The organism is Homoserinimonas flava, from assembly GCF_054969005.1.
The window spans coordinates 890,665-906,764 of sequence record NZ_JBUEQS010000001.1 but is presented as its reverse complement, the minus strand read 5'-3'; the positions used below and the strand labels follow the sequence as shown (position 1 = coordinate 906,764).

Sequence of the window (16,100 nt, the reverse complement as noted above, 5' to 3'; positions counted from 1 at the left end):
CCGCCCACCCCGATGATGGTTAGAGTCGCGCGGCGACGTACTCGGTGAGGTCGACGAGGCGGTTGGAGTAGCCCCACTCGTTGTCGTACCACGCCGAGAGCTTGACCTGGTCGCCGAGCACACGGAGCAGGCCGGAGTCGAAGATCGACGAGTGCGGGTCCGTGACGATATCGCTCGAAACGATCTCATCCTCCGTGTACTTGAGGATCCCCTTGAGCGGACCTTCGGCAGCCTCCTTGTACGCGGCCTTGATCTCATCGACCGAAGCAGAGCGTGTCGCCGTGACCGTGAGGTCCGTGATCGAGCCGGTCGGCACGGGGACGCGAAGTGCGAAACCGTCGAGCTTGCCGATGAGCTCCGGCATGACGAGACCAATCGCCTTCGCGGCGCCGGTCGACGTCGGGACGATGTTCAGGGCCGCAGCGCGGGCACGACGGAGATCGCTGTGCGGGCCGTCCTGCAGGTTCTGGTCGGCGGTGTACGCGTGCACCGTCGTCATGAGACCACGCTCGATGCCGAACTTGTCGTTGAACACCTTCGCGAGCGGCGCAAGACAGTTCGTCGTGCACGACGCGTTCGAGATGATGTGGTGGTTCGCTGGATCGTAGGACTCGTGATTCACGCCCATCACGAAGGTCGCATCCTCGCCCGAAGCGGGTGCCGAGATGAGCACCTTTTTGGCGCCGGCGTCGATGTGCTTGCGAGCGCCCTCCGCCTTGGTGAAGAAGCCGGTCGACTCGATCACGATGTCGACGCCAAGGTCTCCCCACGGCAGGTTGGCAGGGTCGCGGTCTGCAAGCACAGTAATGGCCTTGCCATCGACCGTGATGGTGTCGCCATCGACGGACACGTCGGCGGCAAGACGACCGGTGACGGAGTCGTACTTGAGCAGGTGGGCGAGGGTCTTGGTGTCGGTGAGGTCATTCACGGCAACGATCTCGAGATCGCTGCCCTGCGCAAGAGCTGCGCGGAAGTAGTTGCGGCCAATCCGGCCGAAGCCGTTGATGCCGATTCTGACGGTCAATGGGACTCCTGAGTGTTGTGTGCCTGCCGACGAAGGGTGATGTCGTGAGGCGATTTGGGGGGGTGTCGTTTGCCCGAGCCGGAGCCCGGCCGAGCAGGCTATGACAGTACCAGGAGGCCCGTCGTGCCCGTGCGAGCTGCTTCAAGGCGCTGCTGCACATTCTGCCAGTTGACGATGTTCCAGAACGCCTTGACGTAGTCGGCGCGCACGTTCTTGTAATCGATGTAGTACGCGTGCTCCCAGACATCGAGCATCAGAAGCGGGATCGTGCCGAACGCCGCGTTGCTCTGCTGGTCAAAAAGCTGCTCGATGATAAGGCGCTGGCCGATCGAATCCCACGCGAGCACCGACCATCCGGAGCCCTGCACGCCGAGCGCGGTGGCGGTGAAGTGCGCCTGAAACTTCTCAAACGAGCCGAAGTTGTCATCGATCGCCGACGCGAGGTCACCGGTGGGCTTGTCGCCGCCATCCGGGGACATGTTCGTCCAGAACACCGAGTGGTTGACGTGGCCGCCAAGGTTGAACGCGAGGTCCTTCTCGAGCTTGTTCACATTGGCGAGCTCGCCCTTGTCACGTGCCTCGGCAAGCTGCGCGAGCGCCGTGTTCGCACCGGTCACATACGCCTGGTGGTGCTTGCTGTGGTGCAGCTCCATGATGGTGGCGCTGATGCTCGGCTCAAGTGCTGCGTAGTCGTACGGGAGTTCTGGAAGGGTGTAGTCAGCCATTTGTGCTCTCCTTATGTGTCGCGTCGGCACATCGAATAGTGTGCGCGCTGCGGGGGTTGATGAAAGTCTACGCGTCCTCATACTCGGGCGGCAGGTTCGCATCAGTGCCGGGAATCCCGGTGTCTTCTGCCTTCTTGTCTGCCATCGCGAGAAGTCGACGGATGCGACCAGCGACCGCGTCCTTGGTCATGGGCGGGTCGGCATGGTGGCCGAGTTCGTCGAGGCTCGCATCGCGGAATCTCAAACGAAGCTCGCCCGCGTAGCGCAGATGCTCTGGGATGTCGTCGCTGAGGATCTCGAGTGCACGCTCGACCTTGGCGCACGCCGCGACGGCAGCCTGAGCTGAGCGCCTGAGGTTCGCATCGTCGAAGTTCACGAGACGATTCGCGGTCGCGCGCACCTCGCGTCGCTGCCGAAGTGCCTCCCACGCCTGCACCGTCTCTGCCGCGCCCATGGTGATGAGCATGGCGCTGATCGATTCGCCGTCACGGATCACGACGCGGTGCACACCCCTGACCTCGCGGGCCTTTGCAGAAATGCCGAGGCGAGAGGCTGCCCCGACGAGTGCCATTGCCGCCTCGTTGCCCGGGCACACGACCTCGAGTGCGGCAGATCGGCCGGGATCAGTGAGTGTGCCCTGCGCGAGGAACGCTCCGCGCCAGATAGCGGAGAGATCCTCGCGCGAACCAGTGGTGAGTCGGTTCGGCAGACCCCTGATCGGTCGTCGTCGTGCATCGAGGAGACCGGTCTGTCGGGCCAACGTCTCGCCCCCTTCGAGCACGCGAACCAAATAGTTCGTGGACTTGCGCATGCCATTTGCGGCGACAACCGCGACGTCACCGCGCACTCCATAAAGTTCGGCAAGGTCTTTGCGGACCCGCCTCGCAAGCGCGGGGCTGTCGAGCTCCGACTCCACCGCAATGCGGCCGGAGATCATGTGAAGCCCGCCCGAGAACCGGAGAATCGTCGAAAGCTCGGCCGCCCTCACGGTCGTCTTGCTCACCTCGACCCCGGTGAGCTCCTCCTTGACATCGGCGGTGAGAGCCACAGGCGAATCCTTTCGTGCAGTACTGGAAAATGATGCTGGGCCGACACTGTCGGCTGAAGACTATTCGCGACCGAGGTCGCGATGTTTCGAGCTCGCCACGACGCCCGGAAGATCACCGAGGCGACGAGCGAGCTCCTCAGCCACGGCCACCGAGCGATGCTTGCCGCCCGTGCATCCTACGGCGATGGTCACGTGGCGCTTGTTCTCGCGTTGATAGCCCGCGAACACAGGCTCGAGCGCACGAGTGTAGGCGCTCACGAACTCCTGCGCCCCCTCTTGTGCGAGCACATACGAGCTCACGACCTCATCGAGTCCATTGAACGGCCGCAGGTCGGGCATCCAGAACGGGTTCGGGAGGAAGCGCATGTCCGCCACGAGATCGGCATCGGTCGGCAGGCCATACTTGAAACCGAAACTCATGACCGTAAGCCGCACCCCTGGCGTGCTCTCGGACGAAAAGGTTTCGGCCACGAGGGTCGCAAGCTGATGGATGTTGAGATCCGAAGTGTCAATGACAATATCGCTCGACTCCCGAATCTCCAGCATGCGTGCGCGCTCAGCAGAAATGCCATCGAGTAGTGTGCCGTCGCCCTGCAGGGGATGCGGGCGCCTGACCTGCTCGAAACGACGCACGAGCGAGGCATCCGTCGCATCCAGGAAGACCACCCGCACGGTCGATCCGGCTCTCAGCGCGACAATCGTCTCGGCGAGGTCGGAAAAGAGTCTGCCACCACGGACATCGACGATCGCGGCGATGCGAGGCAGGTTGCTGCCGGCGCGACCCGCGAGTTCGACGAGTGGGCGGAGCATCTGGGGCGGCAGGTTATCGACGACATACCAGCCAAGATCTTCGAGTGCGTTGCCGACAGTGGAGCGACCGGCACCGGACATGCCCGTAACGATCAGGACTTCCTGTCGTTCGGAACCCTCCGCCATCTCGGTTGCCCTCTATCTCATCGCCGTAGTGTGCAGTGCCAAGCCTACCCACCAAGCGAAGGAGTCTGTGACTCGTGCAAACGGCCATGGATCGTTGTCGCCAGCACTGGCCCTATCCCCTTCACGGTTGAGATCTCCTCGGGTGTCGCCTCGCGAAGGCGAGCTACCGATCCGAAATGCATGAGGAGAACCTTGACCCTGGATGCCCCGACGCCGGGGATCTCGGAGAGCACGGTCGAGATGTCCCGCTTGCGGCGCTGGCGTTGGAACGTGATGGCGAAGCGATGGGCTTCGTCACGGATGCGCTGGATGAGGAAGAGAGCGTCGCTATTGCGGGGCAGGATGACGGGAAAGTCCGACTCCGGCTGCCAGATCTCTTCGAGACGCTTCGCGATGCCGCACAGGGCGATGTCGGTGATGTTGTACTCCTGCAGCACGCGGGCCGCCGCATTGACCTGGGGCTGGCCGCCGTCGACGATGAGGAGGTTCGGGCGGTAGGCGAATCGTCGAGACTCCGGTGTGTCGGTGTCGAGGTGCGCCAGCCGGCGGCGCAGGACATCGGCGATCGCCTCGGTGTCGTCGGCAGCGGCCTCGATCCCGAAGCGGCGGTACTGATCTTTGCGCGGCAATCCGTCTTCGAACACAACCATCGAGGCGACGATGTTGGTGCCGCTGAGGTGTGAGACGTCGAAGCACTCCATGCGAAGGGGCGCATCGGGCATGCCGAGTGCCTCCTGAATGTCGGCCAGCGCCTGCGATCTCGCCGTGAAATCCCCGCTGCGCCTCGTCTTGTAGAGCACGAGTGCGCCGCGGGCGTTGTTGTCGACAGTCTGCACGAGGGTCGCGATCTCCCCGCGCTTCGCGACTGAGAGCGAGACTTTGCCACTGCGCCCCGTGAGCTCGTACTTGCGAGAGGCAAGCCAGTGCTCGAGCTCGACTGCATCGTCAGGCAGCGCCGGAACGAAGATTCGCTTCGGGGGCTCGAAGTCGTCACCATAGGCCTTCTGGATCACGGACTCGACGAGCTCGGGAAGCTCAAGATCGAGCTCCTTATCGACAACCCAGCTGCGGACGCCGCGGATGCGCCCGCCCCGCACAGAGAACTGCTGGACCGCCGCCGCGAGCTCGTCGTGCGCAATGCCGAAGAGGTCGGCGTCGATCGAGTCAGAAAGCACGACGGTGTTCTTGGACAGCACGGTCTCGAGCGCGGCCCGCTGGTCGCGGAGCTTCGCCGCCGTCTCGTAATCCTGCTCCTCCGCCGCCGCGGTCATGCGGGTGGAGAGGTCACTGAAATAGCGGCGATCCTGACCCGCCATGAACGACGCGAAGTCGAGCGCGGTCGACTTGTGATCGCCCTTCGAAATGCGACCAACACACGGCGCGGAACACTTGCCGATGTCGCCGAGCAGGCATGGCCTGCCGGACTGCTCGGCCCGTCGATAGACCGAGTCTGAGCAGCTGCGCATGGGGAACGCCTTGAGCATGAGATCAACCGTCTCGCGCAGCGCACCAACCTTGGTGTACGGCCCGAAATAGCGGGCACCGCGCATGCTCTTGTTGCGGGTGATGAGGACGCGCGGAACCGACTCCTGCAGCGTGATCGCGAGGTACGGATAGGACTTGTCGTCGCGGAACTTCACATTGAACGGCGGATCGAACTCCTTGATCCAGGTGAACTCGAGCTGCAAGGCCTCGAATTCGCTCCCGACGACGGTCCATTCGACGGATGCGGCGGTCGTGACCATGCGCCGCGTGCGCTCATGCAGGCTCCGCAGCGGCGCGAAATAGTTGCTCAGTCTTGCTCGGAGGTTGTTTGCCTTGCCGACGTACAGCACGCGCTGGTTCGCATCCTTGAACCGATACACGCCCGGTTGGGTCGGGATCTCCCCCGCCTTCGGACGATAACTGACCGTGTCGCTCATGCGCCAAGCACGAGGGTCAGCCGGCCGCGCGCGCCTTGCGCGCCTTCGTGCTGGCCGCCTTCGCGGTGGCCTTCGTGCCAGCCGTCTTCGCGCCGGTCGTCTTAGTGCTCGCGGCCCGGGTGCCGCGCGCCCCGGACTTGGGAGTCGCCTTGCCGGCCTTCGCCACAGCATCCGCCGGGAGAAGCTCTCGCAGGAATCTCCCGGTGTGACTCACCTCGGCGCCCGCGATTCGCTCTGGTGTACCGGTCGCGATAACCTGCCCGCCGCCGGCTCCACCCTCCGGGCCCATGTCGATGACCCAGTCGGCTGACTTGATGACATCGAGGTTGTGCTCAATGACGACGACCGTATTGCCCTTCTCGACGAGTCCGCTGAGCACAAGAAGCAGCTTGCGCACGTCTTCGAAGTGGAGCCCAGTCGTCGGTTCATCGAGCACGTAAATGCTTCGCCCGTTCGACCGACGTTGCAGTTCAGTGGCGAGCTTGACCCGCTGTGCCTCGCCGCCGGAAAGGGTCGTGGCGCTCTGGCCGAGCCGCACATAGCCGAGCCCGACCTCGACGAGCGTGGAGAGGAAGCGATGGATGGCGCCGATCGCCTGGAAGAACTCCGCCGCCTCGCTGATCGGCATTTCGAGCACTTCAGCGATGTTCTTGCCCTTGTAGTGCACCGAGAGAGTTTCGCGGTTGTAGCGCGCTCCCCCGCACACCTCGCACGTCACATAGACGTCGGGGAGGAAGTTCATCTCGATCTTGATGGTGCCGTCGCCCGAGCAGTGCTCGCAGCGACCACCCTTGACATTGAAGCTGAACCGGCCAGGGAGGTAGCCGCGGGCCTTCGCCTCTGCCGTCTCGGAGAACAGCGTGCGGATGCGGTCGAAGACGCCCGTGTAGGTCGCGGGATTGGACCGCGGTGTGCGGCCGATCGGCGCCTGATCGACGTGAACAACCTTGTCGAGACTTTCGAGGCCCGTGACCCGCGTGTGCTTGCCGGGGATCTGCCGTGCGCCGTTGAGCTCGTTTGCGAGCACCTTGTAGAGGATGTCGTTGATGAGTGAGGACTTGCCTGAGCCACTGACGCCTGTGACAGCGGTGAACAGGCCCAAAGGGATTTCGACGGTGACGTCGCGGAGGTTGTTTGCTCTGGCCCCTTCGACCCGGAGGATACGATCCGCGTCGATGTCTCTCCGTGTCGCGGGCACCGCGATGCTCTTGCGTCCCGAAAGGTAGTCGCCTGTCATCGAGAGTTCGTTGACAAGCAAATCTTCGTACGAGCCCGAGTGCACGACCTTGCCGCCGTGCTCGCCGGCACCTGGCCCGATGTCGACGATCCAGTCGGCGGTGCGGATGGTGTCTTCATCGTGTTCGACGACGATGAGCGTGTTGCCAAGGTTCTTGAGCTTGACGAGTGTTTCGATGAGCCGTCGGTTGTCTCGCTGGTGAAGGCCGATGCTCGGCTCGTCGAGCACGTAGAGCACCCCCGTAAGACCAGACCCGATCTGCGTCGCCAAACGGATGCGCTGCGCCTCCCCTCCCGAGAGGGATCCGGCCGACCGGGCGAGGTTGAGATAGTTGAGCCCCACTTCGAGGAGGAACTCAAGTCGGGCGCGAATCTCGCGGAGGACTGCCGCGGCGATGTGGGACTCACGCTCGGTGAGGTGGAGCTCTTGCATGAACGTGTGGGCGTCGCTCAAGCTCAGCTCGCAGATATCCGCGATGCTCTCGTTCTGCACCGTCACGGCGAGGACTTCGGGCTTGAGGCGCTTGCCATTGCAGACGGCGCAGGGGATCTCGCGAAGGTAGCTGGCAAACCGTTGCCTCGCGGCATCGGTCTCCGCCTCGAGGTACTTGCGTTCGATGTACGGGATGACGCCTTCGAACCCGGTCGAGTACTTCATCTCGCGGCCGAAACGGTTGCGCCATTTCACGCTGACTTGGAAGTCGTTGCCGCGCAGCACGGCTTCTTTTGCCTCGTCTGCGAGGTCTTCCCACGGGGTCTTGAGTGAGAAGCCCAGATCGCGAGCGAGACCCTCGAGCAGACGCTGGAAGTAGTTGTACAGCCCCTTGCCGCTCTGCGTCCACGGCAGGATAACGCCGTCGGCGAGACTGAGCGAGGGATCGCCGAGCAGGAGCTCCGAGTCGACCGCCATGCGGGTGCCAAGACCTGAGCACTCTGGGCACGCGCCGAACGGGGCGTTGAAGGAGAAGGTGCGCGGCTCAATTTCGGTAAGCTGCACCGGGTGATTGTTCGGGCACGAGAGCTTTTCGGAGAACGTGCGCCAGGCAGCGTCGCCCTCCTCATCGACGAAGTTGATCGAGACGAGACCGTCGGTAAGGCGGAGGGCAGTCTCGAGTGAATCGGTGAGCCGAGAAAGCACGTCGTCGGCGGCCACGAGACGGTCAACGACGACGGAGATGTCGTGCTTGACCTGCTTTTTTAGTGTCGGAGGAGCGCTCAGCTGCACGACGTCGCCGTCGACGATCGCGCGGGAGTAGCCCGAGGCGGCGAGCTCTTTGAAGAGGTCGACGAACTCGCCCTTTTTTTGCGAGACCACTGGGCTGACCACCTGGTAGCGCGTTCCGGATTCGAGCGTCATGAGTTGGTCGGCGATCTGCTGCACAGTTTGCCGCGCGATTGGCTCGCCACAGACCGCACAGTGTGGAATACCGATCCGCGCCCACAGGAGCCGCATGTAGTCGTAGATCTCGGTGATGGTGCCCACCGTGGACCGGGGATTGCGGTTGGTCGACTTCTGGTCGATCGACACCGCAGGGCTCAGCCCTTCGATGAAGTCCACGTCCGGCCGATCGACCTGTCCGAGGAACTGTCGCGCGTAGGCAGACAGCGACTCGACGTACCGTCGCTGCCCTTCGGCGAAGATCGTGTCGAACGCGAGTGAGGACTTGCCGGAACCCGAAAGGCCCGTGAACACGACCAGCGAGTCGCGCGGGATCTCGAGATCCACGTTGTGGAGATTGTGCACGCGGGCGCCGCGCACGCTGAGGCGAGAATTGGATTCGACGGGAGTGATCGACACGATTGTCAGCCTACGTTCTCTCTACTGCGGGCGTGCCGGGAGTCGTCGGCATCGCTGAGTGGGGTGAGTCCGAAGCGGGTCACTCGAACATCTGTTCTAGTGTACCGCGTCAGATGTGTCCGGCAGCTTCCATCTGGCGTAGCTCCTTCTTGAGATCGGCGACCTCGTCTCGAAGTCGACCCGCGAGCTCGAACTTCAATTCGCCGGCGGCCTGAAGCATCTGATCGTTGAGGTCGCGAATGAGTGCATCGAGATCGCCCGCGCCCGCGGCCGCGAGTCCCTCAAAGCGTCGCCCTTCTTTGCCGAGCGAGGGCGTGGGTGCCCGTCGACGATCTCCGCGCCCCGCGAGGAACTCGGCGGTGTCGGCCTCCTCGCGAGCGAGGGTATCGGTGATGTCGGCGATCTTCTTGCGAAGCGGTGTGGGGTCGATACCGTGCTTGAGGTTGTATGCGACCTGCTTCTCACGGCGGCGGTCTGTCTCCTCGATCGCAAACTTCATCGAATCAGTCATGACATCCGCGTACATGTGCACGGCACCCGAGACGTTTCGTGCGGCGCGTCCGATGGTTTGGATAAGGGAAGTCGACGAACGGAGGAATCCCTCCTTATCCGCGTCAAGGATGGCGACGAGCGAGACCTCGGGAAGGTCAAGGCCCTCGCGCAAGAGGTTGATGCCCACGAGGACGTCGTAGACGCCCTGCCGGAGCTCGGTGAGGAGCTCGACGCGACGGAGTGTGTCGACATCCGAGTGGAGGTAGCGCACACGCACCCCGGCCTCGGTGAGGAAGTCGGTGAGCTCCTCGGCCATCTTCTTCGTGAGTGTCGTGACGAGCACGCGTTCGTTGCGTTCGGCGCGACGACGGATCTCTTCGAGCAGATCATCGATCTGGCCTTTGCTCGGCTTCACGACGATCTCAGGATCGATGAGCCCCGTCGGTCGGATGATCTGCTCAACGTAGCCATCGGCAACCCCGAGCTCATACTTGCCGGGGGTCGCGGAGAGGTACACCTTCTGCCCGGCGCGGTCGAGAAACTCGCTGAACTTCAGCGGCCGGTTGTCGAGCGCGCTCGGCAGACGGAAACCGTGCTCGACGAGAGTGCGCTTTCGCGAAGCATCCCCTTCAAACATGGCCCCGATCTGCGGCACTGTCACGTGGGATTCGTCGATTACCACGAGGAAGTCCTCGGGAAAGTAGTCGAGAAGACAGCTCGGTGGCGCCCCGGGAAGCCGGCCGTCGATGTGCCGCGAGTAGTTCTCGATGCCGCTGCAGAAGCCGATCTGCTCCATCATCTCGAGGTCGAAGGTCGTGCGCATGCGGAGCCGCTGGGCCTCGAGCAGCTTGCCCTGCCGTTCAAGTTCTGTGAGCCGCTCTTCAAGCTCCTCGCGGATCGTCACAATGGCGCGCTGCATCGTGGCTGGGCTCGCGGCGTAATGCGTCGCAGGAAAAACTGAGACCGCGTCCATTTGTTGGAGAACCTCGCCCGTTAACGGGTGCAGCGCATAGAGGGCCTCGATCTCGTCACCGAACATCTCGATGCGGATCGCGTTCTCCTCGTACATCGGAATGATCTCAATCGTGTCTCCGCGAACGCGGAACTTGCCGCGCGAGAAGTCGATGTCATTGCGTTGGTACTGCATCGCGACGAAGCGACGGATGATCGCATCACGCGAGATGTTTTCGCCCACCTGGAGCGCGACCATGGCTTCGAGGTATTCCTCTGCTGCTCCGAGCCCGTAGATGCACGACACGGTGGAGACGACGATGACATCTCGACGGCTGAGCAGGGAATTCGTCGTCGAGTGTCGGAGCCGCTCGACCTCGGCGTTCACCGAGCTGTCCTTCTCGATGAACGTATCGGTCTGGGGCACGTAGGCCTCTGGCTGGTAGTAGTCGTAGTACGAAACGAAGTACTCGACCGCGTTGTTGGGCAGCAGCTCCCGGAACTCGTTGGCGAGTTGCGCCGCCAGGGTCTTGTTGTGCGCCATCACGAGGGTTGGTCGCTGCACCTGTTCAATGAGCCAGGCCGTCGTCGCTGACTTGCCGGTTCCTGTGGCACCGAGCAACACGACATCGGCCTCACCCGCGTTCACCCGTCCGGCGAGTTCGGCGATCGCGGCCGGCTGATCGCCGCTTGGGGTGTAGTCGCTGATGACCTCGAAGGGCCGCACAGACCTGGTCGCTTGCATCCTTCAAGTCTAGAGAGGGGCACCGACATTCACGCTGAGAAGCGATAACGTCCGGTGTCTAGCGCTCCGCCTCAAGAGGTCTGTCGCGCACTGCAGACCACAGTCGGTCTACCTGCGCCAGGAGCTGTTCGACTGTGCCGGTGTTCTCGATTACGACGTCCGCGATCGCGAGACGCGCGGCATCCGTCGCCTGTGCGTTGACCCGGTGCTCTGCCTCCTCGCGCGCCATTCCGCGGTGCTCGACCATCCGATCGATCCGCGTCGCGCTGTCGGCATGAACCACCACGACACTGTCGAACTGGTGCACATCCGTGCCGGTCTCCGCCAGCAACGGAACGTCGTACACAATGATCGACGAAGGGTCGGTTTCGACGGCCTGAGCGATTCGACTGGCGGTGAGCGCACGCACGCGAGGATGGGTGATCGAGTTGAGACGCGCGAGGCGCGCACTGTCGGTGAAGACGACAGCAGCGAGAGCGGCGCGATCGAGCGAGCCGTCCGGCAAGATGACGTCGTCGCCGAACTCCGCGCGGATCTCGTCGAGACCCGGCGTGCCAGGAGCAACCACCTCGCGGGCAAGCACATCAGCATCGATATGCACCGCGCCCAGCTCTTTGAGCCTGGAAGCGACGAGAGATTTGCCGGATGCAATTCCGCCAGTGAGCGCGATGAGGTACACGGCGCAATGCTAGTGGGCTAGCCTCGTGCCGATGGGAGCCGGCCGCGCGATCTGTCAGACACGCGGCCATCGGAAGGAATCATGATCGAACTGTTGACCGGTGCGGGTCTCGCAATGTCGGCCGGCCTGAACGCCTACATCCCGCTCATCACTCTCGGACTCGCGAGCAGGCTTCTCGAACCCGTCACGCTCCCGAGCGCATGGCAGTGGCTCGAGAACGAATGGGTGCTCGGCATACTCGGCGTGCTGCTCATCGTCGAGATGATCGCAGACAAGATTCCGGTGGTTGACAGTGTCAATGATTGGATCCAGACGCTCGTGCGGCCGACAGCCGGTGGTCTAGCGTTCGGATCTGGTGCAAGCAGCGAGACGATCGCCATGACCGACCCATCCGAGTTCTTTGCGTCAAACCAGTGGGTGCCGATCGCAACGGGGGCGGTCATCGCGTTGATCGTGCACCTGATCAAAATGTCAGTGCGACCCGTGCTCAACGCCATGACGGCAGGGGCCGCAGCGCCCTTCGTCAGCGCCGCTGAGGATGTTGGGAGCGTCGTCCTCTCACTGCTCGCCATCATCATCCCGATCCTTGTGATCGTTGCCGTGCCACTCTTCGTGTGGTGGCTCGTAGCGTCGCTCCACCGCGGGCGTCGTCGGCGCGCGGCAGCCACCTGACGATCCGGGCGAGAACGACAGAACGGCCGGACCCGAAGGCCCGGCCGTTCTTCACTGCATCGCGGAATCGCGGTGCTGTGACGTCTTGCTAGTTGCTCGAAAGCTTCTCACGAAGGGCAGCAAGTGCCTCGTCATCGGCCAAGGTGCCCGCCGTAGCGGACTCGCTGGAGAACGTCGATCCGCTGCCGGCAGAAGCCGGAGCGTCTTCGATCTCCTTGACGGATGCCGTGGCGACCTGCTTCTTGTGGGCTTCCCAGCGGCCCTGCGCGGCGGCGTAGTCGGCTTCCCACTTCGAGCGCTGCTCGTCGAAGCCGTCTTTCCACTCGTTGGTCTCCGGGTCGAAGCCCTCCGGGTACTTGTAGTTGCCCTGCTCGTCGTACTCCGTGAGCATGCCGTAGAGGGCCGGGTCGAACTCGGTGCCCTCAGGGTCGACACCCTCGTTGGCCTGCTTGAGGCTCAACGAGATGCGGCGACGCTCGAGATCAATGTCAATAACCTTGACGAAGACCTCTTCAGCAACGGAGACAACCTGCTCGGCGAGCTCGACGTGCTTGCCCGAGAGCTCGGAGATGTGAACGAGGCCCTCGATGCCCTCAGCGACGCGAACGAACGCGCCGAAGGGAACGAGCTTCGTGACCTTGCCCGGTGCAACCTGACCGATTGCGTGGGTACGAGCGAAGACCTGCCACGGGTCTTCCTGCGTGGCCTTGAGCGAGAGCGAAACACGCTCGCGGTCGAGGTCGACCTCGAGGATCTCGACGGTGACCTCTTGGCCAACCTCGACGACCTCGCTGGCGTGCTCGATGTGCTTCCAGCTGAGCTCGGAAACGTGGACGAGACCGTCTACGCCACCAAGGTCCACGAATGCACCGAAGTTGACGATCGACGAGACGACGCCCTTGCGGACCTGGCCCTTGGCGAGGTTGTTGAGGAAGGTGGTGCGGCTTTCGGACTGCGTCTGCTCGAGCAGAGCACGACGGGAGAGCACCACGTTGTTGCGGTTCTTGTCGAGTTCGAGGATCTTGGCCTCAATCTCCTGACCGAGGTACGGCGTGAGGTCGCGCACGCGGCGAAGCTCGATGAGCGATGCGGGGAGGAACCCACGAAGACCGATGTCGACGATGAGACCGCCCTTGACGACCTCGATGACGGTACCGGTGACGACGCCGTCGTCTTCTTTGATCTTCTCGACATCGCCCCACGCACGCTCGTACTGCGCGCGCTTCTTGGAGAGAATGAGACGACCCTCTTTGTCCTCCTTCTGGAGAACGAGTGCCTCGACGGTGTCACCGACAGTGACAACCTCGTCGGGGTTCACATCGTGCTTGATGGAAAGCTCACGCGAGGGGATGACGCCCTCGGTCTTGTAGCCGACGTCGAGGAGAACCTCGTCACGGTCGATCTTGACGACGGTGCCCTCGATGAGGTCTCCGTCGTTGAAGAACTTCAGCGTCTTTTCGACTGCGGCGAGAAAGTCTTCAGCAGATCCGATGTCGTTGATGGCGACCTGCTTGGGTGCCTTGCCGGTCGTTGCGATTGTCATGTAGTAGTTGCTCCAGGATGGACATGCCCGGGTTGGGCACAATACTCAGGCCACGAACGAAATGGTGCGTGATGTTTCGTCGACCCGAGTGAACCCTGGTGACGTCGCCGTGGCAGGCGGATAGATGATCGCAGAATTGCGACTCTCCAGCATAGCCGCCTGATGCGATGCTCAGCAAGCGAAGCGGTGTGAGGGAGCTACGAGGTTGGCACCTTGTATGCAGCCTGCTCGTAGGCCCAGACCGATCTGGCATACGTCGCGATGACGTGGTTCTTCTCGGACTCGCTCGACGTATAGAAGTGATGCCGCTTTGTGTCGCTCCAGAAGCGATACACGGGTTTCGCGTCGGCCGTCGTGTTCGACATCGGGTACACGTAATACGCGATCCCCTCGTACTTCCAGACGCTGTCGTCATACGCGTTGATGACGTGTTGCTTCTCGGAGGCACTTGCCGTGAAGAAGTGCCCGCGCATCGTGTCGCTCCAGAACCGGTAGAGGGGCACGGTTCCAGCAACTTGCGTTGTAAAGGCCCGATACGCAACCGCCTCGTAACGCCAGATGTGCTGCGGATACGTGGCGATAATGTTTGCCTTCTCGTTCGCACTCACGGTGTAGAAGTGCCCCTGGTACGTGTCGCTCCAGAATCGATACACCGGCATAGAACCATTCGCGGACGCCCCCGCCGATCCCGACGATGCGGATGACGACAACCGCACGCTGAGCTGCATCGCGGAGTTGGTAGAACCAGACACGGCGGTAATCGTGATGCCGCCCGAGGGGCTCGACATCGATTGCCCAGCCTGAATCGCAGTTCGGTTGTTTCCGGTGGTCTGGCTCGCCGCGATCACTGCCGAACCGTTGCCGTCGACCCGCAGCATCCGCACCCCTGGCGTAAAGGTGACACTGCGGCCACCAAACTGGGTAATGGTCGGATTGAGGGCGTAGTACGGCTGAGGGTCTCCGAGCCCATCACGGAGTTCGATGTAGAAGACCTCGGCCGTGCGCGGATCGGTGATTTTGAGCAGTCGAATCCCGCTCGTCGCGCTCAGTCGTGTGACTGAAAGCGACAGGGTTTGCGTCGTGCTTCCGGCTGCGAGGGAGTAGCTGGCGGTGCTTCCCGAGGGGAGGAACCCGAGCATCGATGCAGTGGTCGTATTGAGCGGGGTCAGCACGTCGCGACCACTGATGCCAAGCCCCATGACGTCGTAGATATCCCAGTACTCGTAGGAGGAGCAGGCGGATCCAACGCAGTAGTGCAGATCCGAGTGGCCGAGACCGAAGTTGTGACCGATCTCGTGGGCAAGGGTCGACGTGTCGGCCCCGCCACCGATGATCTGACGCACCGCACCTCCGTAGTGGAGGCTGCTTCCAACGATGCCGACTCCAACCCCGGCCGCGCCCTGGCAGTCTGCAGGAAGCAACACGATGAGATGACGCGCGGTCCCTGCCGGTGACTGCGACTTGAATGCGGCCCAGTTGGCGTAGCCGAGCTGCTGTGCAGCGCGGTTCCACGTCACCCATGGATCCTCCCCGCAGGAGCCAGCGCTCGTGCGAGTGATCGTCTGATTCGTTGCAAACTCTGAAATCAAGCCGTTGGAGCTCGACTGCCAGTGGGTCGCGGCCGTGGCTCCGAGCGTGCGCACCTGTGCGTCGCTGTGGGTGACCGCAGCAACCCCGGGGGGTGAGTTCACGACGAACACGAGTTCATGGCGTTGAATGCTTGTGGTGGCGGTTGCTGCGACCGTGACCTGCGCATCGACGACGGCGAGTTCGGTTGATGTCTCGCTCGCGGCTGCGAGTACTTCCTGGGCTGCCGCCGAGTCTTGCGGTAGCGGTGCGGCACCACCGACAGTGCCCTCGAGCTCGGCCGCAGATTCCGGTGTCAGCGTGTCGAGAACAGCCTGATCGACGGCGACCGCTCCCGCGAAGCTGTCACCGGTCACGACCGTGTCTGGAATTGCGCCGGAGATCGGGACCACGTCACCCTCGACGGTCTCGACGGAGTAGAGGTGGTCATTCGATGGCGCCTCGACGGCGTCGCCCTCGTGGGTCTGAGCATGCTCCGAGATCGTCACGACAATCTCGCCCGAGAGCTCGACCGCGGCAGATGCGCTCAGCGCGGCATCCGCCACTGGGATCTCTTCACCGGGCGTCGGCTCCGGCGAGGATTCTGCAACGGTGTCGGCCGCCTCAGTGTGCACCTCAGAAGCGGCCACGGCCGCGACAGCAGCGCCCGCGGGTACAGGAGTGAGTTCAGCGACGCCGAGCGCCAGAGTGGAAAGGAGTCCCCCCAGGACGAACAGGCCAGCACGCATTCGGTTGGTCATTC

Annotated in this window: 11 protein-coding genes; 1 reads left to right on the top strand and 10 read right to left on the bottom strand. The window is 63.0% G+C overall.

Going from position 1 to position 16,100, the window contains the following annotated elements:
- Positions 1–19 precede the first annotated feature (19 nt).
- The 8 genes from gap to coaE form a co-directional block, all read right to left on the bottom strand.
- Positions 20–1,024 (bottom strand): type I glyceraldehyde-3-phosphate dehydrogenase, encoded by a 1,005-nt coding sequence (gene gap, locus ACY48M_RS04285; RefSeq protein ID WP_462818987.1) that lies wholly within the window; start codon positions 1,022–1,024, stop codon positions 20–22.
- A gap of 98 nt (positions 1,025–1,122) precedes the next feature.
- Complete coding sequence (locus ACY48M_RS04280; protein WP_462818986.1) at positions 1,123–1,749, bottom strand: superoxide dismutase; 627 nt, start codon at positions 1,747–1,749, stop codon at positions 1,123–1,125.
- A 67-nt stretch (positions 1,750–1,816) separates the two neighbouring features.
- Positions 1,817–2,797 carry a DNA-binding protein WhiA gene (gene whiA / locus ACY48M_RS04275; protein ID WP_462818985.1) on the bottom strand — a complete coding sequence of 327 codons (981 nt, stop codon included), beginning with the start codon at positions 2,795–2,797 and terminating at the stop codon, positions 1,817–1,819.
- Positions 2,798–2,857: 60 nt separating this feature from the next.
- Complete coding sequence (gene rapZ / locus ACY48M_RS04270; RefSeq protein ID WP_462818984.1) at positions 2,858–3,733, bottom strand: RNase adapter RapZ; 876 nt, start codon at positions 3,731–3,733, stop codon at positions 2,858–2,860.
- A gap of 44 nt (positions 3,734–3,777) precedes the next feature.
- Positions 3,778–5,655, bottom strand: a complete 1,878-nt coding sequence (gene uvrC / locus ACY48M_RS04265) for an excinuclease ABC subunit UvrC (protein ID WP_462818983.1) — start codon at positions 5,653–5,655, stop codon at positions 3,778–3,780.
- Positions 5,656–5,671: 16 nt separating this feature from the next.
- The gene (gene uvrA / locus ACY48M_RS04260; RefSeq protein WP_462818982.1) at positions 5,672–8,689 is read right to left on the bottom strand and encodes an excinuclease ABC subunit UvrA; all 3,018 of its coding nucleotides are present in this window, start codon (positions 8,687–8,689) and stop codon (positions 5,672–5,674) included.
- A 109-nt stretch (positions 8,690–8,798) separates the two neighbouring features.
- Positions 8,799–10,877, bottom strand: a complete 2,079-nt coding sequence (gene uvrB / locus ACY48M_RS04255) for an excinuclease ABC subunit UvrB (protein ID WP_462818981.1) — start codon at positions 10,875–10,877, stop codon at positions 8,799–8,801.
- 58 nt (positions 10,878–10,935) lie between these two features.
- Positions 10,936–11,556, bottom strand: coding sequence for a dephospho-CoA kinase (gene coaE, locus ACY48M_RS04250; protein ID WP_462818980.1), 621 nt, complete (start codon positions 11,554–11,556; stop codon positions 10,936–10,938).
- An 81-nt stretch (positions 11,557–11,637) separates the two neighbouring features.
- Here coaE and ACY48M_RS04245 point away from each other — a divergent pair, with 81 nt between their 5' ends.
- Positions 11,638–12,228 (top strand): DUF4126 domain-containing protein, encoded by a 591-nt coding sequence (locus ACY48M_RS04245; protein ID WP_462818979.1) that lies wholly within the window; start codon positions 11,638–11,640, stop codon positions 12,226–12,228.
- An 88-nt stretch (positions 12,229–12,316) separates the two neighbouring features.
- On the opposite strand, the gene rpsA is transcribed toward ACY48M_RS04245, so the two are convergent.
- Positions 12,317–13,771, bottom strand: a complete 1,455-nt coding sequence (gene rpsA / locus ACY48M_RS04240; protein WP_462818978.1) for a 30S ribosomal protein S1 — start codon at positions 13,769–13,771, stop codon at positions 12,317–12,319.
- 197 nt (positions 13,772–13,968) lie between these two features.
- Complete coding sequence (locus tag ACY48M_RS04235) at positions 13,969–16,098, bottom strand: zinc-dependent metalloprotease family protein (RefSeq protein ID WP_462818977.1); 2,130 nt, start codon at positions 16,096–16,098, stop codon at positions 13,969–13,971.
- Positions 16,099–16,100: the final 2 nt, after the last annotated feature.